The sequence below is a fragment of the Roseateles sp. genome, from assembly GCF_039595295.1.
Taxonomy (GTDB): Bacteria; Pseudomonadota; Gammaproteobacteria; order Burkholderiales; family Burkholderiaceae_C; genus Roseateles.
Genome location: NZ_JBCNLU010000056.1, coordinates 1 through 18,492, shown reverse-complemented (window position 1 = coordinate 18,492; position 18,492 = coordinate 1). Strand labels below are relative to the sequence as shown.

Sequence of the window (18,492 nt, the reverse complement as noted above, 5' to 3'; positions counted from 1 at the left end):
TCCGGGTAACCGCCGGACTTGCTCACGGCGCTGAACTTCACCCGCTCAGCGGACTCGAACCGCTCCACGCTGCCGACCACGAACTTCGCTCGCATGGCGGTGGCGACTTCCTCGCTCACCTGCTCCACCGCCGGCTGCACGGTGCCGCCCAGCACCGCCGAAGCGGCCACGGCAGCCATGCCCAGCTCGGCCGGCCCGACGCCCGCCAGCGCAATGTGCACGTTCGGGTCCACCGGGGCCGGGCCCGCCACCGCCATCGCGGCGGCACCGAAGGCCAGGGCCGCAACCAGAATCATCGAGATCGATCGTTTCATCAGAGAGTCCTCATCGACTGCCGCGCCTCCGGCGATCCCCTGGGTATTACGGGGCATCGGGGGATGCTATGGAGGCGATACGATCTCGGCTGACTTCAGGACCACCATGCCGACCACTGAGCCAGCCATCATTGCCCGTGATCGTCCGCTGAGCGAGAGGACGACCCTTGAACGAAGAAACCTGGTCATCGCCGCCGCTGCTGGACTCACCCTCAACGCGGGCAGCGTCGGCGAGTTACTGGGGTTTCCTAAGGCGATTGCCGATCCAGACTTGGCGAAGGGCGCGTTCTTCATCGCCATCGCCTATCTGCTCGTGATGTTCCTCGCTGGATTCATAAAGGACTGGATGACCTGGAAGGTGGCGCGCGACATCAAGGCATTCTCTGGCGGCTACCCGGCGTTCCTTCGGGCGTACTCAGCAATCTACGCAACCTACGGGCTGGGCGCTTCTCCGACAACGGAGATGCAAGAGATCCTCACGGCGCTACAACAGACCGAGGTTGCCTTTGGTAAGGCTGACGCAGCCTCCCGAGTGCTTGGTGCCTTCGATACCGTCCGGGTCTACCTTCTTGATCTGCTGGTGCCACTGATGTTGGCGATCTTGGCGCTCTGGCAACTGCATGGCTTCGTTGAGCCCTTCCTGGCCAAGGTACTCGCCTGAGGAACTCAGGCCGCCGGCTTCCAGTCCTTCTTCTCCTTCGCCATCGCAGCCTTGAGCCTGTCCGTGAGGATCGGCTTACCGTCGCCGTCCAGCAGGCACTCGGTCTGCGAGCAATGGCACTGGTACCGGTTGCCGCGCTGGTTGTAGAACTCGCGTACCTGGGCGGTGGTGTAGACCTCGCCGTGCCGGCTGGCGCGTCACCAGGTCGTCGGCGATCCCTTCGGTCGCAGCAACACTCTCAGCGCTTGGGACTCAGCAGTGGAACTCGTCGACTACGTCCCTGCTATGAGTGGATTAGACGTATGCGAATCGGCTTGTCAGAACCAGCCCGGTAGATCTCCGCATAGACGATCTTGCCGCGAATCATGCCGTCAAGCCAGTCATCGCGCCTAGTAACGCCCCGCCACTGCTCGCCGGGGCTGAGCTTCACTGGAAGGTCTGGCTTCAGGTCGGCAATTACGAAAGCCTCTTGGGCCTTTCGCCCCATGCGCCCAGCCAGACGACTCGCATAGACCTTGTAGGTGGCAGTAGTGAGCGTCGTCGGCTGGCCGCCATCGTTGTAGACGTCCAAGCACACAACGTTTTTCACCCCTCCGTCAAAGACTCCTCCCGACCACAGCTGCATGCTCGCCGATGCCCTAGAAAGCAATCTCGGGCCTGCGGAGCGCCACTTCCAAACGTCCCAAAGAAGCACAGCCGTGGAAACGACGGCCGCGTAGATCGCAACTGCAAGGGTCCAACTCTCGTTTGTGGTCATGTTCACCTCCCCCCGAGGAACTATAGCGGCGGGGTCACCGAACACTCCTAGACGTTGGCAGCACGCCTTCGCTTCGCCGCCGGAGCATTGATTGCCGAGAGCTCACCGTCTGACGGCACTCGCAAAGGGGCTAGCAGTGCTGAGGCCACCGACCGCGCCGCGGCGATGGTCGATTGAGCTCCCGCTGTCTTCGACGACGTCGCATGGTCAGCCACCGCCAGCGTGAGCTGTGCGAGTGCCTCTTGCGTTCCCTGCAGCGCCCGAATCGCGCGGTACGCATCGTCTCGCTGCGACGTCAGCGCTTCCACCTGGCGCGCAAGTGCGGCGACGTCGCCGTCGACGGCGAACGTCGCGCCCAGGCGCTGAACGACCTCGGCATTCAACGTCCGGCCAGCCGACTCCGCGGCTCTCTCAATCGCCTCCTTCAACTCGTCTGGAAGGCGGATCTTCATCTGGGGGTCTGTGCGGCTCATGGCGCGAGTCTAAACCACCGTGGTCCGTCATAGGGTTGCGCACCAATGAACCACGGTGGTACATTGTTTTCATGGATCACGGTGATCCATAGCTCGCTGCCACCGAGCGTCGTGTTCTCCGAAGGCCCTGGCCTTCCACTGTGACCAGCAATGGCTGAGCGGGCAGGCTCGGAAGTGGAAGCCAGGGTCTTCACCTTCCTGCCCAGGAGATCACCATGAGCCAAGTAGCAACGCATCAGCCTGTCGCCGCCACCGCACCGGATGAGCCGCAATCCCTGCTCAAGCAGCTCGTCGCCGCAATGCCATCCAAGGACGGAGCTACGGCGGCTGATGTCCTGCTGAAGAAGTCCGTTAGGCACGCGATCACCGAGATCATGACGATGGAGGAATCGCTCTCCGCGTTGGTGCGCGTGATGCTCGACGACTCTGACTCGAAGACGTTCGCACTCCTTGAAGCGATGAGTGCATGTCTGCAGCGGATGTCACGGTCCATCGAGGAAGTCGACAACAGCACATTCCACTGGAACTAGATCAACCGATCTGGTTCTACGCCAATTCTTCGGGCGCGCGACAACTGGCATCTCCTCCTCCCTCCCTACTTCCAGTTGTCCAGCCGAAAGGCTCGCCCGCCTTTACACCAACGAGGACTCTCATGAACAAGCAACACAAGCACCCCTACCCCGACGCCAAAGCCATCTTCGACAAGCTCGGCGCGAAGCCCGACGTCGTCGCCCACATGGTCGGCAATCTGGTTGAGATCAAGAAGGCCACCGACGAAGCTCAGGCCTCCTCCGACGCGGCCCGCGCGGTGTTAACCGCGATGGTCAAGGACCCGCAGCAAGTGAGCATCGATCTCGTCGAAGCCACCTGGGCCTGCCTCAACCGGCTCGATGCCGCGCTCAAACTCGCTGATGCTGCGGCGTGGCGAGCCGAGCAAGGTCCGCTTCGTGGGCTCGAGTGAGACCTGCGCCCATCGGTGAAGGACAGGATGGCTCTTCCATGCGCGAACTACTCGCTGCGACGACGGTCGTCCTGGCGATGATGGCCGCCCTCGCAGCCGTAATGCTGCCGGCGCCGCGCGCACTGGCGCAGCAGGAGCCAGCAACGTCTGCGGGATTGGGTTTACGGTTGGAAGGTGTCCGACTCGATTGCCGCGTTCATGAACGCAGCGAGAAGGGTGTCTCGATCCATGCCGCCGTTTCCGGTCGAGCCGATCACGTTCTCACGCACCAAGACCGGGGAGCTATACATCACGTTCCCCTCGCTCAAATAGAACCTCGCGATCACCTGACCCGCCACGTTGCCGAGCCACACCTCCATCGCCATGGTCTCGCCCTGAGCGACCACAAAGCGTGCGTTGATCTCGAAGACCCTGCCGAGCAGTTGGTACTGGGCCCGCTGGTCCTTGTAAACGACCTTCCCAAAGGTGGAATCGGACTTGCTCGATATCCAGTTCAGAAACGCGTGGAAGGTCCCGGAGAGGCGCTCGGCAGCGAAATTGAGGAGCGTCGCCTTCTCGAGGCTGATAGGCTCTGGAAAAGTCATTGTGTTCTCCCTCTGGTTGATCGCGGATCGGTCCTCCGCGTCCCCAAGGGTAACTCGGCTGCGCTACAGGCGCCCACGCCGGACCTGATCACCCAGCTCGGTCAGCCAGCGCCGGCCATCCTCGCGCGGCGCGGTGGCGAAGCCCTTGTCCTGGAGCCGCTGCTGCAGCTCCTCGTCGATGCCTTTCCCGCCCTCGGACTGCGGAATGAAGTAGAGAGCGGCGCGCTCGTCGTCCGTGATGTCGATGTCTGCCATGTGTCGCCGATTCTAGGTTTCGTCGGGCAACGTCATCTCCGCGATCGCGTCCTTGCCCGCCTCCTCGGCTCCCATACGGCTGTCGTACTCGCCTGGCAGCGGGATCGTGACGTCGCGCTCGACGCCCTCGTCGGTCCAGGTCAGCACCAGCACCGGCCTGAACTTCCCGTTCAGCGTGGTCTCGGCGATGACCGTCGCAGTCCAACCGTCTTCCATTGGAGCAACTCGTGAAGAGACGAATGATTCTAGACAGCAGCGCAAAGGCCGCCGCTGGCGCGCGCGGAGGGGCACTCGAATGACCGCGATCCTTCCCCTTCCGGAGCCCGGCGATGAAATCTTGAGCGTCGAAGCACTTGCGCGACTCACGGGCGCTGTGCGTCGAGATCTCCAGATCGAATGGCTGAAGAAGAACCGCTGGTACTTCAACCTCAATCGCGGAGGCGATCCGATCGTCGGCCGCCTGTACGCGAACCTCAAGCTTTCAGGCGTTGAAGTGAAGACGATCGTCCAGCAGTCTCAATGGGAACCGCCGTCGACCTGATGCCAAAGACAAGGAACAGCGGCAAGCAGTTGCCACCCCGGATGATCGAGCGTCGGCGCACGCTCAAGAGCGGCAAGGTCTGGATCGGCTACTACTACGATGGCCGGGACAGCGCCGGCAAGCGCAAAGAGTTCCCGTTGGGGACCGACCTCCTCGCGGCAAAGCGCAAGTGGGCCGAGTACGAGAGCAAGCCTGTGCCAGCCGAGGCCGGCACGATGAGCGTGCTCTTCGACAAGTACATTCGCGACGAGATCCCAAAGAAGGCAGCGCGCACGCAGCTGAACAACCTCGCCGAGATCGAGAATCTGCGCGAGCACTTCGGCACGGCGCCGATCGGCGCCATCCTTCCGCGCCACGTTGCAGCCTACCGCGACAACCGCAAGACGAAGAAGCGCCTTCGAGCGGACGGCACCGTCCGAGACCCGGGCGGCAAGCACGCACCGGTGGCGGCCAACCGCGAGCTAGCCCTGCTGTCGCACATCATGTCGATGGCGCGCGAGTGGGGCTACACGGACAAGGCCAATCCGGTCACCGGCGTCTCCAAGAACAAGGAGAAGCCGCGGGACTTCTACGTCGATGACGAGGTCTGGACGGCCCTCTACGCTGTCGCGGTGCCGGAGCTCCAGGATGCAATGGACCTCGCCTACTTGACCGGGCAGCGGCCGGCCGACGTGCTCCGATTCACGGTCCACGATCTCAGCGACACCGAGCTGCAGGTGCGCCAGGGCAAGACGGGGAAGTTACTTCGCATCCTTCTGACCAACGACGGATCGAGGAACTTGCTCGGTCAAGTTGTTGACCGCATCAAGGCTCGGAAAGTTCGCGGCTTTCACCTGCTGATGACCGCTGGCGGCTTGGTGCTGAACAAGGGGACGCTGCGGACGCGTTTCGTCGATGCCAGGAGGGCCGCGATCGCCGCCGCTCAAGCGGACGGCAAACTGGGATTGGCCGCTCGGATCGCTCAGTTCCAGTTCAGAGACACCCGCGCGAAGGCGGCCAGCGACGTCGAGGACTTGACCACAGCATCGAAGCTGCTCGGGCACTCAAAGGAGGACATCACGAAGATGGTGTACCGCCGTCGAGGCGAAGTCACGAAACCGTCGCGCTGAAGAGCGCTCACTTCTCCATGTAATCAAGCCATTCGGTGAGGATGACTCGAATCAGGATCAACGTCTGAAAAAGCATCGCTCCAGCGAATGCCGCTAGCGCGATGCAAATCAAAAAAGCGGCTGGGTGGGCGATCAGGCCGATGGTGACTTGTGACACAGACGCAATCAGCGCCGAGCTAATTGCTACGAACAGAACCGTGCTGAGTTGCCGGACAGGTGCGTAGTGCTTAAGTGACGGCTTGATCTTTCGACGTTCGTTCAGCAGCTCCAGATACGCGGGACTGTCGAAGACGTTCTCTTTGAACTTGACAACGATGAAGACCTTCAGCGATAGAAGGAAGCTCCCCACAGTCAGCAGGCCTGTGAACAGACTCACCCGAATCTTGTCTGCATAAAACGTCATCGCCGCCCCCTGGCTGGGGGTCAGAGCGACGACCGCGCTAAGTACGAGCGCGGCGAATGCCATGGAGACAAGGACGAAACGAGTCATCGGCGCATCACTACTTCAAGGATGTGAGCATGTTCCCGGGCCTTGTCGAGCAGTTCGCGAACCACCCAGGAGTGATGAAACTCTGAAAGGTTTAGATCATCGATCCGTGCAGCGACATCATCGTATTCGTACTCCCCGAATGTGTCAGGATTGTCGACAATCTTGAGGACGCGCCTCACTCCATCGTCGTCGACCCCCTCAATGCGTCCACGCGTGATTCCCAACTGATCAACGGTCCGAGCCACAGCGCGAGCGATTCCGTCAACGGGGCCGTTCGCATCGAAAGAGAGCTTGTGCATCTTCTTTCGAATCCACCGCGTGAGCGGTCGAAATGCCTGCTCTTCAACCTGTGGCGTGGCGATCACGTACTGGAACGATTTTACCCGCCGCAGTTCGCGCACCATCGTTTCCAGCGCTTCCTGTCGGACGATGAGCTGAGTACGAAGGTAACCACCATACTGGGCACGCACACGCCGTTCAGCAGCCGCGGTGGCGGGAGCCGGGAGCGCCTCCACGGCCGCGTCACTCTTCGCCGTCCGATACGCCCGGAAGCGCTCCCCGCAGAGGCTCGCGAACGCGCCGGGTGAGCAGGAGTGGTGGTAGTGCTGATACAGCCCGTTGTGTGAAACCTTGTGGATGACGAAAAAGTTGAAGTCCATGAGATGGGCCCCCTGGGCTACCTCTGTCACCTTCAACGTCATCCCCCCCGGCGCTTCCACCAGTTCGCAGTAGGCGCGATGGTCTTTCACCGTGACGACGAGTCCAACGTAGTAGTCGGCATCGTGATCAGCATTCATGAACAGCAGGCGCTTCTGCTCCCCTTCGCCTTCGAGTTCATCCGGAATGCAATCCGCAACGTGGCGAACGAATTGCTCGATGCTCACCTGCGCGCCAGGCTGATCAATCTCCAGGGTGAAGCCTGCCAACCTGACCTTCATTTCGTCCCTCCCAACACAAGTCTTTGTAGTTCTTGCATCGTACGAGAAGCGCAAGCGCGGATCATTCCCCCTTCCGGGGTGGGGCGCATGCGGAAACTGCGGTGCGGAAACGACCGCTTCAGAAGTAAAAAAGCCAACCCGTGGGTTGGCTTAGTGCGTTGATTTTCAACAGCTCTTGGCGGAGAGGGGGGGATTCGAACCCCCGGTACGGGGATACCGTACGCCTGATTTCGAGTCAGGTACATTCAACCACTCTGCCACCTCTCCTGATTCGGTGCCCGCCGTGGTTGGTAGCGGGTAAGCCTAAGAGTATAGCGACGTTTCAGACCCCTTGGCAACTCCCGCACGCATCTTGTGCGATTGCCGCCTCACGGTGATCTCCGCGAAGTCGCCTCCTCCTTCGCGCTTCAGCCCTTCAGCACTTCCAGTCCGCCCAGGTACGGGCGCAACGCCACCGGCACCTCGACGCTGCCGTCGGCCTGCTGGTAGTTCTCCAGCACCGCGACCAGCGTCCGGCCCACCGCCAGACCCGACCCGTTCAGCGTGTGCACCAGGTCGTTCTTGCCCTGCGCATTCTTGAAACGCGCCTGCATGCGACGCGCCTGGAACGCGCCCATGTTCGAGCACGAGCTGATCTCACGGTACGTGTTCTGCGCCGGCAGCCAGACCTCCAGGTCGTAGGTCTTGGTCGAGCCGAAGCCCATGTCGCCCGCGCACAGCAGCATCGTGCGATACGGCAGGCCCAGCTTCTGCAGCACCGCCTCGGCGTGGCCGGTCATCTCCTCCAGCGCCGCCATGCTGTGCTCGGGATGCTCGATGCGGACCATCTCGACCTTGTCGAACTGGTGCTGACGGATCAGGCCGCGGATGTCGCGACCGCCGCTGCCCGCCTCCGAGCGGAAGCACGGGCTGTGCGCCGTCAGCTTGATGGGCAGCTCTTCCGCCTTCAGCACGCTGTCGCGCACGGTGTTGGTCAGCGAGATCTCCGAGGTCGAGATCAGGTACTGCTCCTGCGCCTCGTCGTCGCCGCCGCGCAGCACCCAGAACATGTCTTCCTTGAACTTGGGCAGCTGGCCCGTGCCCTCGAGGATCTCGCGATTGACGATGTAGGGCGTGTAGCACTCGGTGTAGCCGTGCTCCTGCGTCTGCATGTCCAGCATGAACTGCGCGAGCGCGCGATGCAGCCGCGCGGCCGGGCCCTTCAGGAAGGTGAAGCGCGAGCCCGACAGCTTGGCGCCGGTCTCGAAGTCCAGGCCCAGAGGCGCGCCGACGTCGACGTGATCCTTGACCGCGAAATCGAAGCTGCGCGGCGTGCCCCAGCGGCGCACCTCGACATTGCCGGTCTCGTCCGCGCCGGCCGGGACGCTGACGTCCGGCAGGTTGGGCACGCCCATCAGCATCTGGTTGAGCTCGTGCTGGATCACGTCCAGCTTCTCGGCGCCGGCCTTGAGTTCGTCGGCGATGCCGGCCACCTCGGCCATCACCGCGCTGGCGTCCTCGCCCTTGCCCTTGAGCATGCCGACCTGCTTGGACAGCTGGTTGCGCTTGGCCTGCAGCTCCTCGGTGCGGGTCTGCACCTGCTTGCGGTCGGCCTCCAGCGCCTTGAAGCGCTCGATGTCCAGATAGGGTTGCGGGTTCTTGCGGAACTGCAGACGCTCGATGACGGCGTCCAGGTCCTTGCGCAGTTGGGTGATGTCCAGCATGACAGGTCTTTCGTGTTCTTCAGGGTCGGCGCCACGCGGCGCCGGCGGTGTCGGGAGCGATCAGGTCGCGCGATCGAGATCCCCGGCCTCGGCCAGGGATCGAGGCGATCAAGATCGGCTGGCGGCCACCTCGGCCATGGACTTGTCGCCCAGGCCCATGGGCAGCGGGAAGCGCACGTTCTCCTCGACGCCCGGCAGCTTGCGCACCGTCGTCGCGCCCAGCTCGCGCAGGCGGTCGATCACGGCCTGCACCAGCACGTCCGGCGCCGAAGCGCCCGCGGTCAGGCCCACCTTCGAGCGGCCGTCCAGCCACTCGCCGCGCACGTCCTCGGCGGAGTCGACCATGTAGGCCGGCGTGCCCAGACGCTCGGCCAGCTCGCGCAGGCGGTTGCTGTTGGAGCTGGTCGGGCTGCCGACCACCACCACCACGTCCACTTGCGGGGCCAGCACCTTCACCGCGTCCTGGCGGTTCTGCGTGGCGTAGCAGATGTCCTGCTTCTTGGGCTCGCGGATCTGCGGGAACTGGCGCTTCACCGCCGAGAGGATCTCCGCCGCGTCGTCGACGCTCAGCGTGGTCTGCGTCACCACCGCCAGCTTGCTCGGATCCTTGACGCGCACATGCGGCACGTCCGAGGCTTCCTCGACCAGATAGATGCCGTCGGTCAATTGGCCCATCGTGCCTTCGACCTCGGGGTGGCCCTTGTGGCCGATCATGATGAACTCGTAGCCCTCGCGGTGCAGCTTGGCCACCTCGACGTGGACCTTGGTCACCAGCGGGCAGGTCGCATCGAAGACCTGGAAGCCGCGCGCGGCCGCCTCCTGCCGCACCGCCTGGCTCACGCCGTGGGCCGAGAACACCAGCGTCGCGCCGGCGGGCACGTCGGCCAGATCCTCGATGAAGATCGCGCCGCGCTGCTTCAGGTCGTTCACGACGTAGGTGTTGTGGACGATCTCATGGCGGACGTAGATCGGAGCGCCGAATTTCTTCAGCGCGCGCTCGACGATCTCGATCGCGCGGTCCACGCCGGCGCAGAAGCCGCGCGGCTCCGCCAGCACGATGTCCTTGCCCGGCAGCGCGCTCAGGTCGACGGTCTGGGCCGGATCGTTGCTGGGGTCGCTCATGTGGTGTTCTCCCATCACAGCACCCCGATCAGCTGCACCTCGAAGCTGACGGGTTGTCCCGCCAACGGGTGGTTGAAGTCGAACAGCAACCAGTCTTCCCCCAGTTCACGCACCACGCCGGCGTACTGTCCCTGCCCATCGGGGGTGGGGAACTGCACCACGTCGCCGAGGTTGTACTGCTCGTGCGGGTCGCCCAGCTCCCGCATCAGGCTGCGCTTGACGCGCTGCAGCAGCTCGGGATTGCGCTCGCCGAAGGCCTCGCCCGGCGCGAGCTCGAAGCGGGTCTGCGTGCCTTCCTCAAGGCCGATCAGGCGCGCCTCGATGGCGGGCGCCAACTCGCCGGCGCCCAGCGTCAGCGTGGCGGGCTTGTCGGCGAAGGTGTCGATCAGCGGCTGACCGTCCGGCCCGCTGAGCCGGTAATGCAAGGTCAGGAACGAGCCAGGTTGGACGGGGTTCACTAGTCAGGGGGATGTTGGAAGACGAGGCGCGATTTTAGGCTGGAGCGCCACGTCCTTTCCTTCGAGTCCCGCCATGACCGTCCAGATCGCTCCGATCGCACCGCCCGCACTGCCCTCACCGCCGCTTTCGCCGGCGTCTCCGGCGGCCTGCCTCGGCTCGCTGGCCGCCCTCCCCGCCGAGGCCCGCCCGCGCGAGAAGCTCATCGCCCGCGGCGCACCGGCGCTGAGCGACGCGGAGCTGCTCGCCATCCTGATGCGCACCGGCCTGCCCGGACGATCGGTCCTGCAGCTGGCGCGGGACGTCCTCGACCAGTGCGGAGGGTTCGCCGGGCTGATCGCCTCCGACGCGACCACGCTCGGACGTATCAAGGGGCTGGGGCCGTCCAAGGTCGGCATCCTGCTGGCCGCGGCCGAGATCACGCGTCGCGCCCTCCGGCAACCGCTCACGGCGGCTCCCGTCTTCGAGCACGCCGAGACCGTCCGCGACTTCCTGCGCCTGGAGTTCGACGCGTTGAGCGCGGAATGCTTCGCGGTGATGTTTCTCGACATCCGGCATCGGCTGATCGCCCTGGAGACCCTGTTCCAAGGCACGGCATCCCATACCATTGCCTATCCCCGCGAGGTGGTGAAGCGCGCGCTGGCCCTGAACGCCACCGCCGTGATCCTGGTCCACAACCATCCGTCCGGCCACACCGATCCGTCGCCGCAGGACATCCAGCTCACGCGCGTGATGGCGCAGACGCTGGCCCTGGTGGACGTGAAGGTGCTGGACCATTTCATCGTCGGCGCGGGCGATGCCGTATCGATGACCGACCTGGGCCTGATGTGACCGACCGACTGCGCAGCCTGCAGGACCTGCAGACGCTGCACCGAGAACTGAAGCTCCGCCAGCGCGCGGAGGAAGAGCGCCGCGAGCGTGAAGCCGCGCAGGCGCGGCTGCGCGATCACGAGGCCCGCATCTTCGAGCACACCGTCGGCGCGGTCGTCCGGCTGCCCGACGCCAATCGCGTCGTCCTGCGCCACGGCCTGCCCGAGCCCGAACCCCGTCAGCGCGAACTCGACGAGCAGCGCGCCTGGAAGGAGGCGCTGTCGGACGATTTCGACGTGGATTCGCTGCTGGAGACGGACGAGACCTTGTCCTTCCGCCGGCCGGAGATCTCGGCCGAGTCGGTGCGCAAGCTGCGCCGCGGCCACTGGTCGCTGCAGGCGCAGATCGACCTGCACGGCCTGCGCCGTGACCAGGCGCGCGAGGCCCTCGGCCAGTTCATCCACGACAGCGCCCGGCGCGGCCTGCGCTGCGTGCGCGTGGTCCATGGCAAGGGCAATGGCTCGCCCGGCAAGGAGCCGGTGCTCAAGTCGCGCGTGCGCCGCTGGCTGGTGCAGAAGCAGGAAGTCCTGGCCTTCGTCCAGGCTCGCGCCAGCGATGGCGGCGCCGGCGCGCTGATGGTGTTGCTCAACGCGACCTGAAACCCACGCCGAAGACCGTCCCCCATCAGGGCGGCGTCCCGCGGGCGTCTCTCCCCGGCCCCGGGGAAACAACCATCGAGCGTCGCTTCCCCCGCCCCCCTCGCCCACACGGGCTTTCCCCCTCCCCCGATTCGCGTTGTTTTCCGGAACACGCGGTTGCGTCGCCCTGCGCGGCTGGCTAGTCTCCTCAAGCCGGCGTTGTTGAGAACAGTTCTCAAGGAGTTGATTCACTTCATCAAACATCCATCGTCACGATGGGGAGGGAACACGCATGTCGATGCCCATGTCTCCGGCCTTCTCGCCCGCCACGGGCCTGCGCCGCCACAGCCGCGGCCGCTTCCAGGCGCCAAGCGCCCGCACCGGCGGCTTGATCCTGGTCGGGATCGTCCATCTGCTGATGGTGGGCGCGCTCATCAAGGGCTTCCAACGTCACGCCTCCGAAGCGCCGCCACCCATCCAGTTCCGCACCGTCACCGAGAAGCCCGAGCCGCCCAAGCCGCCGGAGCCGGTCCAGATCACCGAGCCCGAAGTCCGCATGCCCAAGCTCGTCGAGGTGCCGATCCCGACGGTCGAGGTCACGCCCACCACGCCGCCGATGATCCAGACGGTGCCCGCGCAGGAGTCGCGTGAGATCACGCCCTTCCAGACTGCGGCGAGCAACAGCGGCGAGACCAAACCGGCCGGGCCCGTCCCCACGCCCAAGGACGCGATCCGCCAGCCCGGCGCGATCTGCACGCAGATGGCCGCGCCGGACATGCCCACGGTCAACTGGAGCGGCGAAGCGTTGTTCCGCGCCGTCGCCGACGTGCAAGGAGGACGCGTGGTCGCGGTGCAGATCCAGGCCTTGAGCGGCGCCATGGATGCGCGCACGCGGCGCGCCTTCTCCAACGCCATCGAGGGCACGCTGAAGTCGCGCTACGTCTGCCCGGGCGAGCACCGCTTCCAGCAGGAGTTCGCCTTCCGCGTCGATTGAGCTCCCATCGGATCGGAGCCTCGCGGCCCGAAATGAAGAAGGCGCCGGCACGCTCATCGCGTGGTCGGCGCCTCGTGGCTCCAGAGCCTCAGGACCTCAATGCAGCATCAGGCTGGTGTGGGGCGAGCTCGGCGTGGTGAAGGCCATCAGCAGGCGCTCCGGGTGGAACTCGCCGACCAACTCGGCACCTTGCCAGTGGGTCTCGATGGCGTGCTCCAGACCCTTGAGCACGCAGAAGGACATGAAGGCGTGCTCGGCCTGATCCCCGTCCACATCGACATGCTGAAGCCGCACGCAGGCCGCGCGCAGGAAGTTCAGCATCAGGATGGGGCTGTCCGTCTCCGGGCAGTAGCCGGCGCAGACCTCGATGTCCTCGCGGGCATCCTCCGAGAGCCACAGGCGGCCGTCGTCGATGCGGACATGCTGGAGGTCGGGATTGGCTTCGATGCCGACCACATCGTCGTCGAATTGCGTGAGCATGATGGGCTCAACGTTAGACGACGGCGCGATGGCCGTGTTCATCGGCCCTCCGACGCGGCAAGCCGTGCCGTCAGAAATGCACGCCCGCGGCGCCGGTTACATCGTGTCGGCGCGAACGTCCGCGCATCGGGCGCTCGCCAGTCCGCACCTTGCGCTCAAGGCCCGTGACGCATCGCACACCCGCCCGCGAGTGCGGGCGCTCAGACGTTGCGCATCCAATCCGCCGTGTTGGCGAAGGACGCCACCAGCCGGCGTTGCAGCTCGGGATCGAGCTCGCATTCCGCCATGGCCTGGGTCATCGCGGCCATCCATTGGTCGCGCTCGGCGATGCCGATGCGATAAGGCATATGCCGGGCGCGCAGCCGCGGATGGCCGAAGCGCTCGACGAAATGATCGGGCCCGCCCAGCCAGCCGCACAGGAACCAGAACAGCTTGTCCCGCGATCCATCGAGCGTCGTCGGGTGAATGGCTCGCAGCTGCGCGAAACGCGGCTCCAGGTCCATCAGGTCGTAGAAGCGGTCGACGAGGCGCCGCACGGCATCCTCGCCGCCCACCCATTCGAACGGGGTCGCGGGCGCGGCGCCCGTCGCGCCAAGGTCTTGGGAATCGGTCATCGCAGCGGGAGAAATCGGAATGGGGAGGGAGAGATCCGCTCGAGACCGCGGACTCCGGCCCGCATCAAGCGGGCAACAGCATGCGCGCGCTCAGATCCGGGATCAAGCGCGCGCGGCGGCGATCTCGAGCAGCTTGGAGGCCAGGCCGCGGATCTGCTGCGCGGCGTCGCTGCCGGGGTAATGCTCCAGCAGCAGCTGGCGCTTGAGCACCGCCTGCCGGACCATCGGGTCGCTCTTGACCTCGCCCAGCAGCTCCAGCTTGAAGTTCTGGCCCGGCTGGGGACCGACGAAGCGCTGCAGCACCTGCTGCAGTTGGCCGCAGATCAGCTTGCCCTCGCCCGGGCGGTTGGCCTGGTTGATGATCAGCCGCACCTGCCGGCGTTCCTGCTGCGTCGCCAGCACCTTGATCGTGGCGTAGGCGTCGGTCAGCGAGGTCGGCTCGGGCGTCGCCACCACGAGCACGTCATGCGCCATCGACACGGCGAACAGCACCACGTCCGAGATGCCGGCGCCCGTGTCGAGCAGCACGTAATCGAAGCGCGGCCGCACCACCTCCAGGATGTGCAGCAGCTTGTCGCGCACGTCCGGCGTCAGCCGCGAGTACTCCACCATGCCCGAGCCTGCCAGCAGCACATGGAAGCCGCCCGGCGCGGGCAGGATGGCCTGCTCCAGGGTGCAGCGCTCGGTGAAGACGTCGTGCAGCGTGAGCTTGGGATGCAGGTTCAGCACCACGTCCAGATTGGCCAGACCGAGGTCGGCGTCCAGCACCAGCACGCGCTCGCCGCGCGCGGCCAGGGCCGCCGCCAGATTCGCGGTGACGAAGGTCTTGCCCACGCCGCCCTTGCCGCTCGTGACGGCCAAGGTGCGAGCGCCTCCGCGGGCATTCGATGCAGCAGGAGCTGTTGTCATGCTCATTCACTATCCTGTTGCGTTACTGCGAACAACATGCCTTTTTCCTCGGCGCTGACCAGGGAGTCCACGGCGCTCTCCAGGCAGGCGCGGTTGCGCCCCTCGGCCTTGGCCCGGTACAGCTGACGGTCGGCACGCTCCGTCCAGATCAGGGTCGACGACCGCACCCATTGGGGCGCGAACGCCCCGCCGATGCTGATCGTGCAGCGCAGCGGCGGGGTGCCGTTGGCGACGCTGATCGCCATCGCCTCGACCCGCTGCCGGATCCGCTCCGCCACCAACACGCCGACCGAGGTCGGGCAGTTGGGAAGAATGATCGCGAACTCCTCGCCCCCGACCCGCGCCACCGTGTCCATCGGCCGGACCGTCTGCCCGATCGCCTGCGCGACCGCGCGGATCACCTGATCGCCGGCCGCGTGGCCGTGCGTGTCGTTGACCGCCTTGAAGTGGTCGATGTCCAGCACCAGCAGCAAGGCCGGCTCGCCGGACCGCGCCACCCGGTCGACCTCGCGCCCCAAAGCCATCTCGAAGCTGCGTCGGTTGACCAGTCCGGTCAACGCGTCCTTGCTCGAGAGGTCGCACAGCGCGTCCAGGATGCCCTGTAGCCAGGCCTCCGAGTACGGCTCCGCGTCGGGCAGCATCGCCCCGGCCTGCTGCAGCAGCTGCAGGGCCAGGTCCAGGCGCAAGTGATGCGCGGCAATGAGACTTTGCGGATGTTCCAAGGGGTGGACCGAGGGCGGACGGGTCAATTTCCGGCGCAGTCTAGCGGGTTCCCCCCGAACGAGGTCGCAGAAAAGAGCCAGTTACCCCACCTCTTTCACACATCAAATTGGCGACTAGCACGCAAACTAGCGATTGCCGACAATGGCGGCTTACCCGGTGCCCCGGCATCCACACATCTAGAAGTCCAACAGCCCATGCGCCCAGGTCAACCGGCTTCCGTTCCGGCCTCGTCTCCCGTGGAGGCGATCGATCACGAGTTCAGCTTCAGCCGGGCGGACTTCGACCGCGTGCGCCAGCTGATCTACCAGCACGCGGGGATCTCGCTGCACGAGGGGAAGCACGCCATGGTCTACAGCCGGCTCTCGCGCCGGCTGCGCGACACCGGCCACAAGAGCTTCGCCAGCTACCTGCAATGGCTGGAGGGCGTCACGGGTCCGCAAGGGGACCAGGAGTGGCAGGAGTTCGTGAACTGCCTGACCACCAACCTCACGAGCTTCTTCCGTGAGGACCACCATTTCCAGTCGTTGACCGACGACCTCAAGACGCTGACGGGCAAGCCGCTGCGCATCTGGTGCTGCGCCGCCTCCACCGGCGAGGAGCCCTACTCCATCGCGATGACCTGCCAGGAATCGCTGGGCGCGAATTCCGGCGTGCAGATCATCTGCAGCGACATCGACACCAACGTGCTCAACACCGCGCGCCGTGGCGTCTACGCGGCCGAGTCGCGCGGCCTCTCGCCGCAACGTCTGCGCCAATTCTTCCTCAAGGGGACGGGCGCCAACGAGGGCCGCATCCGCATCAAGCCCGAGCTCGCGCGCATGATCGAGTTCCGCACGCTGAACCTCATGAACACGAACTGGAATCTGGGCGAGCCCTTCCACATCGTGTTCTGCCGCAACGTGATGATCTATTTCGACGCCCCGACGCAGCGCAAGGTGCTGGAGCGCATCCACAAGGTGATGCGACCGGGCGGCCTGCTGTTCGTCGGCCATTCCGAGAACTTCACCGATTCCCGCGATCTCTTCCGCCTGCGCGGCAAGACGATCTACGAGCGCGTCTGAAAGAACACCCCATGACCCTGTCCTCCGCCTCCTCCGCCATGCAGCAAAGCGCGGCGCTGGCCAGCGCCGGCGCGGCACGCGTGGCCCAGCTCAAGACGGTGTCGCGCAAGAACGGCGAGGCCTCGTTCTTCTTCTACGACGCGCACTTCAAGAACGCCGCCGTGAAGGTGCTGCCGGGCGAGTACTTCGTCGACAACGACGACCTGCTGGTGATGACCACGCTGGGGTCCTGCATCGCGGCCTGCCTCTGGGACCGCCATGCGCAGATCGGCGGCATGAACCATTTCATGCTGCCCGAGGGCCACGGCGACTCGGGCCGCTACGGCTCGTTCGCGATGGAACTGCTGATCAACGAGATGATGAAGCGCGGCGCCGCCAAGAGCCGGATGGAAGCGAAGATCTTCGGCGGCGGCGCCGTCATCTCGGGCATGAACACGATCAACGTCGGTGAACGCAACACCAACTTCGTCATCGATTTCCTCAAGCTTGAACGCATCCCCATCGTCTCCAAGGACGTGATGGACGTATACCCGCGCAAGGTCTGTTTCCTGCCCAAGAGCGGCAAGGCGATGGTCAAGCGCCTGGCGCCGACCAACACCGATGCGTTGGTGCAGCAGGACAAGGCCGCGGCGCAGCGCGCGCAGCCGGTCGCCAGCACCGGCGGCTCGATCGACCTGTTCTGAGGACAAGACCTGTAGACCGAGACGGCCGCCCCGGGGACGCCCCCGAGGAAGAGCAGAAGTACGAGGAGTGAGAAAATGGCCAAGACCACTGTCGTCGTCGTCGATGATTCCGCGCTGGTGCGCAGCATCCTGACCGAGATCATCAACCGCCAGCCCGACATGCAATGCATCGGCGCGGCCAGCGACCCGCTCGCCGCGCGCGAGATGATCCGCAACCTCAACCCCGACGTGATCACGCTGGACGTCGAGATGCCCAAGATGGACGGGCTGGACTTCCTGCAGCGCCTGATGCGCCTGCGGCCGATGCCGGTGGTGATGGTGTCCACGCTGACCGAGCGCGGCGCCGAGGTCACGCTCAAGGCGCTGGAGCTGGGCGCGGTGGACTTCGTGGCCAAGCCCAAGATCGGCGTGGCCGACGGTATCCGCGCGCTGGCGCAGGACATCACCGACAAGATCCGCATCGCCGCCAAGGCGCAGATCCGCCGCCTGCATGCGCCGGCGCCGGCCGCCGCGGGCGCTCCCGCCGCGACCGGCGGCGCGACGCCGCCGCTCAAGCCCGCCTCCCCCATCGCCAGCCTGGGCCGGCTGTCGACCGAGAAGATCATCTTCATCGGCGCGTCGACCGGCGGCACCGAGGCCACCAAGGACGTGCTGATCAACCTGCCCGCCGACTGCCCGGCGGTCTGCATCACGCAGCACATGCCGCCCGGCTTCACCCGCAGCTATGCGGCGCGCCTGGACGGCCTGTGCAAGATCCGCGTCAAGGAAGCCCAGGACGGCGAGCGCATCCTGCCGGGCCACGGCTACATCGCCCCGGGCGGCATGCACTTCAGCGTGGAGCGCTCCGGCGCCAACTACATCGCTCGGGTGCAGGACGGCGATCCGGTCAATCGCCACAAGCCTTCGGTGGAGGTGCTGTTCAACTCGGCCGCGCGCGTGGTGGGACAGAACGCGCTGGGCATCATGCTCACCGGCATGGGCGCCGACGGTGCCAAGGCCATGAAGACGATGAAGGACGCGGGGTCCTACAACCTGGTCCAGGACGAAGCCACCTGCGTGGTCTTCGGCATGCCGCGCGAGGCCATCAACGCCGGCGCGGCCGACGAGGTCCTGCCGCTGCAGCAGATCGCCACGCGCCTGATCGAACGCCTGCGCAGCACGGCCGGCATGTCGCTGAACCGGGTGTGACCGGACGCTGATCAGCAGCGGCCGCCGC

26 protein-coding genes and 1 tRNA gene are annotated in these 18,492 nt (G+C 65.4%); 11 read left to right on the top strand and 16 right to left on the bottom strand.

All coding sequences use genetic code 11. The features are described 5' to 3' along the window. Nucleotides 1–314: hypothetical protein (locus ABDW59_RS23090; RefSeq protein WP_343633570.1), on the bottom strand; the 314-nt coding region annotated here is incomplete at its 3' end. Nucleotides 315–420: 106 nt separating this feature from the next. On the opposite strand from ABDW59_RS23090, the gene ABDW59_RS23085 reads away from it, so the two are divergent. Beyond that, a complete protein-coding gene (locus tag ABDW59_RS23085) occupies nt 421–975 on the top strand; it encodes a hypothetical protein (protein WP_343633568.1) in 555 nt (184 codons plus the stop codon). A gap of 283 nt (nt 976–1,258) precedes the next feature. On the opposite strand, the gene ABDW59_RS23080 is transcribed toward ABDW59_RS23085, so the two are convergent. Further along, nucleotides 1,259–1,546: a hypothetical protein gene (locus tag ABDW59_RS23080; protein WP_343633566.1), complete on the bottom strand. Its 288-nt coding sequence runs from the start codon at nt 1,544–1,546 to the stop codon at nt 1,259–1,261. Nucleotides 1,547–1,779: 233 nt separating this feature from the next. Further along, nucleotides 1,780–2,205, bottom strand: a complete 426-nt coding sequence (locus tag ABDW59_RS23075) for an Arc family DNA-binding protein (protein WP_343633564.1) — start codon at nt 2,203–2,205, stop codon at nt 1,780–1,782. A gap of 215 nt (nt 2,206–2,420) precedes the next feature. Here ABDW59_RS23075 and ABDW59_RS23070 point away from each other — a divergent pair, with 215 nt between their 5' ends. Together ABDW59_RS23070 and ABDW59_RS23065 are read left to right on the top strand one after the other, a co-directional pair. Then, nucleotides 2,421–2,735 carry a hypothetical protein gene (locus tag ABDW59_RS23070; RefSeq protein WP_343633562.1) on the top strand — a complete coding sequence of 105 codons (315 nt, stop codon included), beginning with the start codon at nt 2,421–2,423 and terminating at the stop codon, nt 2,733–2,735. A gap of 122 nt (nt 2,736–2,857) precedes the next feature. Next, complete coding sequence (locus ABDW59_RS23065; protein ID WP_343633560.1) at nt 2,858–3,166, top strand: hypothetical protein; 309 nt, start codon at nt 2,858–2,860, stop codon at nt 3,164–3,166. Between the two features lie 161 nt (nt 3,167–3,327). On the opposite strand, the gene ABDW59_RS23060 is transcribed toward ABDW59_RS23065, so the two are convergent. From ABDW59_RS23060 to ABDW59_RS23050, 3 genes are all read right to left on the bottom strand, one after another. Continuing rightward, nucleotides 3,328–3,750 (bottom strand): hypothetical protein, encoded by a 423-nt coding sequence (locus ABDW59_RS23060; protein ID WP_343633558.1) that lies wholly within the window; start codon nt 3,748–3,750, stop codon nt 3,328–3,330. A 63-nt stretch (nt 3,751–3,813) separates the two neighbouring features. Then, complete coding sequence (locus ABDW59_RS23055; protein WP_343633556.1) at nt 3,814–4,005, bottom strand: hypothetical protein; 192 nt, start codon at nt 4,003–4,005, stop codon at nt 3,814–3,816. 12 nt (nt 4,006–4,017) lie between these two features. Next, nucleotides 4,018–4,221 (bottom strand): hypothetical protein, encoded by a 204-nt coding sequence (locus ABDW59_RS23050; protein WP_343633554.1) that lies wholly within the window; start codon nt 4,219–4,221, stop codon nt 4,018–4,020. A 79-nt stretch (nt 4,222–4,300) separates the two neighbouring features. Here ABDW59_RS23050 and ABDW59_RS23045 point away from each other — a divergent pair, with 79 nt between their 5' ends. After that, nucleotides 4,301–4,546: a DUF4224 domain-containing protein gene (locus ABDW59_RS23045; RefSeq protein ID WP_343633552.1), complete on the top strand. Its 246-nt coding sequence runs from the start codon at nt 4,301–4,303 to the stop codon at nt 4,544–4,546. After that, nucleotides 4,525–5,655 (top strand): tyrosine-type recombinase/integrase, encoded by a 1,131-nt coding sequence (locus ABDW59_RS23040; protein WP_343633550.1) that lies wholly within the window; start codon nt 4,525–4,527, stop codon nt 5,653–5,655. The genes ABDW59_RS23045 and ABDW59_RS23040 overlap by 22 nt, the downstream gene beginning before the upstream one ends. A 7-nt stretch (nt 5,656–5,662) precedes the next feature. On the opposite strand, the gene ABDW59_RS23035 is transcribed toward ABDW59_RS23040, so the two are convergent. The 6 genes from ABDW59_RS23035 to ABDW59_RS23010 all read right to left on the bottom strand — a co-directional run bounded on the left by ABDW59_RS23035 (nt 5,663) and on the right by ABDW59_RS23010 (nt 10,366). Continuing rightward, entirely contained in the window at nt 5,663–6,145 is a 483-nt protein-coding gene (locus ABDW59_RS23035) for a hypothetical protein (RefSeq protein ID WP_343633548.1), read from the bottom strand. Continuing rightward, nucleotides 6,142–7,083, bottom strand: a complete 942-nt coding sequence (locus ABDW59_RS23030) for a hypothetical protein (RefSeq protein ID WP_343633546.1) — start codon at nt 7,081–7,083, stop codon at nt 6,142–6,144. The genes ABDW59_RS23035 and ABDW59_RS23030 overlap by 4 nt, the downstream gene beginning before the upstream one ends. Nucleotides 7,084–7,259: 176 nt before the next feature. Further along, a tRNA-Ser gene (locus ABDW59_RS23025) sits at nt 7,260–7,350 on the bottom strand. A 140-nt stretch (nt 7,351–7,490) separates the two neighbouring features. Continuing rightward, complete coding sequence (gene serS, locus ABDW59_RS23020) at nt 7,491–8,786, bottom strand: serine--tRNA ligase (RefSeq protein WP_343633544.1); 1,296 nt, start codon at nt 8,784–8,786, stop codon at nt 7,491–7,493. 108 nt (nt 8,787–8,894) lie between these two features. After that, nucleotides 8,895–9,908: a 4-hydroxy-3-methylbut-2-enyl diphosphate reductase gene (gene ispH, locus ABDW59_RS23015; RefSeq protein WP_343633542.1), complete on the bottom strand. Its 1,014-nt coding sequence runs from the start codon at nt 9,906–9,908 to the stop codon at nt 8,895–8,897. 14 nt (nt 9,909–9,922) lie between these two features. Further along, nucleotides 9,923–10,366: a peptidylprolyl isomerase gene (locus tag ABDW59_RS23010; RefSeq protein ID WP_343633541.1), complete on the bottom strand. Its 444-nt coding sequence runs from the start codon at nt 10,364–10,366 to the stop codon at nt 9,923–9,925. A 73-nt stretch (nt 10,367–10,439) separates the two neighbouring features. Here ABDW59_RS23010 and radC point away from each other — a divergent pair, with 73 nt between their 5' ends. The 3 genes from radC to ABDW59_RS22995 all read left to right on the top strand — a co-directional run bounded on the left by radC (nt 10,440) and on the right by ABDW59_RS22995 (nt 12,806). Continuing rightward, nucleotides 10,440–11,195: a DNA repair protein RadC gene (gene radC, locus ABDW59_RS23005; RefSeq protein ID WP_343633539.1), complete on the top strand. Its 756-nt coding sequence runs from the start codon at nt 10,440–10,442 to the stop codon at nt 11,193–11,195. Beyond that, nucleotides 11,192–11,833, top strand: coding sequence for a Smr/MutS family protein (locus ABDW59_RS23000; RefSeq protein ID WP_343633537.1), 642 nt, complete (start codon nt 11,192–11,194; stop codon nt 11,831–11,833). Before radC ends, ABDW59_RS23000 begins: the two co-directional genes overlap by 4 nt. A gap of 271 nt (nt 11,834–12,104) precedes the next feature. Beyond that, nucleotides 12,105–12,806, top strand: coding sequence for a hypothetical protein (locus tag ABDW59_RS22995; protein ID WP_343633535.1), 702 nt, complete (start codon nt 12,105–12,107; stop codon nt 12,804–12,806). A 96-nt stretch (nt 12,807–12,902) separates the two neighbouring features. Here ABDW59_RS22995 and ABDW59_RS22990 read toward each other — a convergent pair whose 3' ends face one another. The 4 genes from ABDW59_RS22990 to ABDW59_RS22975 all read right to left on the bottom strand — a co-directional run bounded on the left by ABDW59_RS22990 (nt 12,903) and on the right by ABDW59_RS22975 (nt 15,450). After that, on the bottom strand, nt 12,903–13,286 hold the full coding sequence (locus ABDW59_RS22990; RefSeq protein WP_343633534.1) for a hypothetical protein: 384 nt from the start codon (nt 13,284–13,286) through the stop codon (nt 12,903–12,905). Between the two features lie 200 nt (nt 13,287–13,486). Then, nucleotides 13,487–13,900: a group II truncated hemoglobin gene (locus ABDW59_RS22985; RefSeq protein WP_343633533.1), complete on the bottom strand. Its 414-nt coding sequence runs from the start codon at nt 13,898–13,900 to the stop codon at nt 13,487–13,489. 102 nt (nt 13,901–14,002) lie between these two features. Beyond that, the gene (locus tag ABDW59_RS22980; RefSeq protein ID WP_343633531.1) at nt 14,003–14,809 is read right to left on the bottom strand and encodes a MinD/ParA family protein; all 807 of its coding nucleotides are present in this window, start codon (nt 14,807–14,809) and stop codon (nt 14,003–14,005) included. Between the two features lie 2 nt (nt 14,810–14,811). Continuing rightward, nucleotides 14,812–15,450 (bottom strand): GGDEF domain-containing protein, encoded by a 639-nt coding sequence (locus ABDW59_RS22975; protein WP_343633572.1) that lies wholly within the window; start codon nt 15,448–15,450, stop codon nt 14,812–14,814. 276 nt (nt 15,451–15,726) lie between these two features. Here ABDW59_RS22975 and ABDW59_RS22970 point away from each other — a divergent pair, with 276 nt between their 5' ends. The 3 genes from ABDW59_RS22970 to ABDW59_RS22960 all read left to right on the top strand — a co-directional run bounded on the left by ABDW59_RS22970 (nt 15,727) and on the right by ABDW59_RS22960 (nt 18,464). After that, on the top strand, nt 15,727–16,593 hold the full coding sequence (locus ABDW59_RS22970) for a CheR family methyltransferase (RefSeq protein WP_343633529.1): 867 nt from the start codon (nt 15,727–15,729) through the stop codon (nt 16,591–16,593). A gap of 11 nt (nt 16,594–16,604) precedes the next feature. Beyond that, the gene (gene cheD, locus ABDW59_RS22965; protein ID WP_343633527.1) at nt 16,605–17,276 is read left to right on the top strand and encodes a chemoreceptor glutamine deamidase CheD; all 672 of its coding nucleotides are present in this window, start codon (nt 16,605–16,607) and stop codon (nt 17,274–17,276) included. 75 nt (nt 17,277–17,351) lie between these two features. Further along, nucleotides 17,352–18,464 carry a chemotaxis response regulator protein-glutamate methylesterase gene (locus tag ABDW59_RS22960; protein WP_343633525.1) on the top strand — a complete coding sequence of 371 codons (1,113 nt, stop codon included), beginning with the start codon at nt 17,352–17,354 and terminating at the stop codon, nt 18,462–18,464. The last annotated feature ends 28 nt before the right edge of the window (nt 18,465–18,492 follow it).

Excerpts from the sequence above, each read along its gene's own strand:
- ispH (WP_343633542.1), bottom strand. The coding sequence starts at position 9,908 with ATGAGCGACCCCAGCAACGATCCGGCCCAGACCGTCGACCTGAGCGCG.
- ABDW59_RS22985 (WP_343633533.1), bottom strand. The coding sequence starts at position 13,900 with ATGACCGATTCCCAAGACCTTGGCGCGACGGGCGCCGCGCCCGCGACC.
- ABDW59_RS23055 (WP_343633556.1), bottom strand. The coding sequence starts at position 4,005 with ATGGCAGACATCGACATCACGGACGACGAGCGCGCCGCTCTCTACTTC.
- ABDW59_RS23040 (WP_343633550.1), top strand. The coding sequence starts at position 4,525 with ATGGGAACCGCCGTCGACCTGATGCCAAAGACAAGGAACAGCGGCAAG.
- ABDW59_RS23085 (WP_343633568.1), top strand. The coding sequence starts at position 421 with ATGCCGACCACTGAGCCAGCCATCATTGCCCGTGATCGTCCGCTGAGC.
- ABDW59_RS22975 (WP_343633572.1), bottom strand. The coding sequence starts at position 15,450 with ATGCTGCCCGACGCGGAGCCGTACTCGGAGGCCTGGCTACAGGGCATC.
- ABDW59_RS23075 (WP_343633564.1), bottom strand. The coding sequence starts at position 2,205 with ATGAGCCGCACAGACCCCCAGATGAAGATCCGCCTTCCAGACGAGTTG.
- ABDW59_RS23030 (WP_343633546.1), bottom strand. The coding sequence starts at position 7,083 with ATGAAGGTCAGGTTGGCAGGCTTCACCCTGGAGATTGATCAGCCTGGC.
- ABDW59_RS22995 (WP_343633535.1), top strand. The coding sequence starts at position 12,105 with ATGTCGATGCCCATGTCTCCGGCCTTCTCGCCCGCCACGGGCCTGCGC.
- cheD (WP_343633527.1), top strand. The coding sequence starts at position 16,605 with ATGACCCTGTCCTCCGCCTCCTCCGCCATGCAGCAAAGCGCGGCGCTG.
- ABDW59_RS23070 (WP_343633562.1), top strand. The coding sequence starts at position 2,421 with ATGAGCCAAGTAGCAACGCATCAGCCTGTCGCCGCCACCGCACCGGAT.
- ABDW59_RS22980 (WP_343633531.1), bottom strand. The coding sequence starts at position 14,809 with ATGACAACAGCTCCTGCTGCATCGAATGCCCGCGGAGGCGCTCGCACC.
- ABDW59_RS23060 (WP_343633558.1), bottom strand. The coding sequence starts at position 3,750 with ATGACTTTTCCAGAGCCTATCAGCCTCGAGAAGGCGACGCTCCTCAAT.
- ABDW59_RS23035 (WP_343633548.1), bottom strand. The coding sequence starts at position 6,145 with ATGACTCGTTTCGTCCTTGTCTCCATGGCATTCGCCGCGCTCGTACTT.
- ABDW59_RS23065 (WP_343633560.1), top strand. The coding sequence starts at position 2,858 with ATGAACAAGCAACACAAGCACCCCTACCCCGACGCCAAAGCCATCTTC.
- ABDW59_RS23050 (WP_343633554.1), bottom strand. The coding sequence starts at position 4,221 with ATGGAAGACGGTTGGACTGCGACGGTCATCGCCGAGACCACGCTGAAC.
- radC (WP_343633539.1), top strand. The coding sequence starts at position 10,440 with ATGACCGTCCAGATCGCTCCGATCGCACCGCCCGCACTGCCCTCACCG.
- ABDW59_RS23045 (WP_343633552.1), top strand. The coding sequence starts at position 4,301 with ATGACCGCGATCCTTCCCCTTCCGGAGCCCGGCGATGAAATCTTGAGC.
- ABDW59_RS22990 (WP_343633534.1), bottom strand. The coding sequence starts at position 13,286 with ATGCTCACGCAATTCGACGACGATGTGGTCGGCATCGAAGCCAATCCC.
- serS (WP_343633544.1), bottom strand. The coding sequence starts at position 8,786 with ATGCTGGACATCACCCAACTGCGCAAGGACCTGGACGCCGTCATCGAG.
- ABDW59_RS22970 (WP_343633529.1), top strand. The coding sequence starts at position 15,727 with ATGCGCCCAGGTCAACCGGCTTCCGTTCCGGCCTCGTCTCCCGTGGAG.
- ABDW59_RS22960 (WP_343633525.1), top strand. The coding sequence starts at position 17,352 with ATGGCCAAGACCACTGTCGTCGTCGTCGATGATTCCGCGCTGGTGCGC.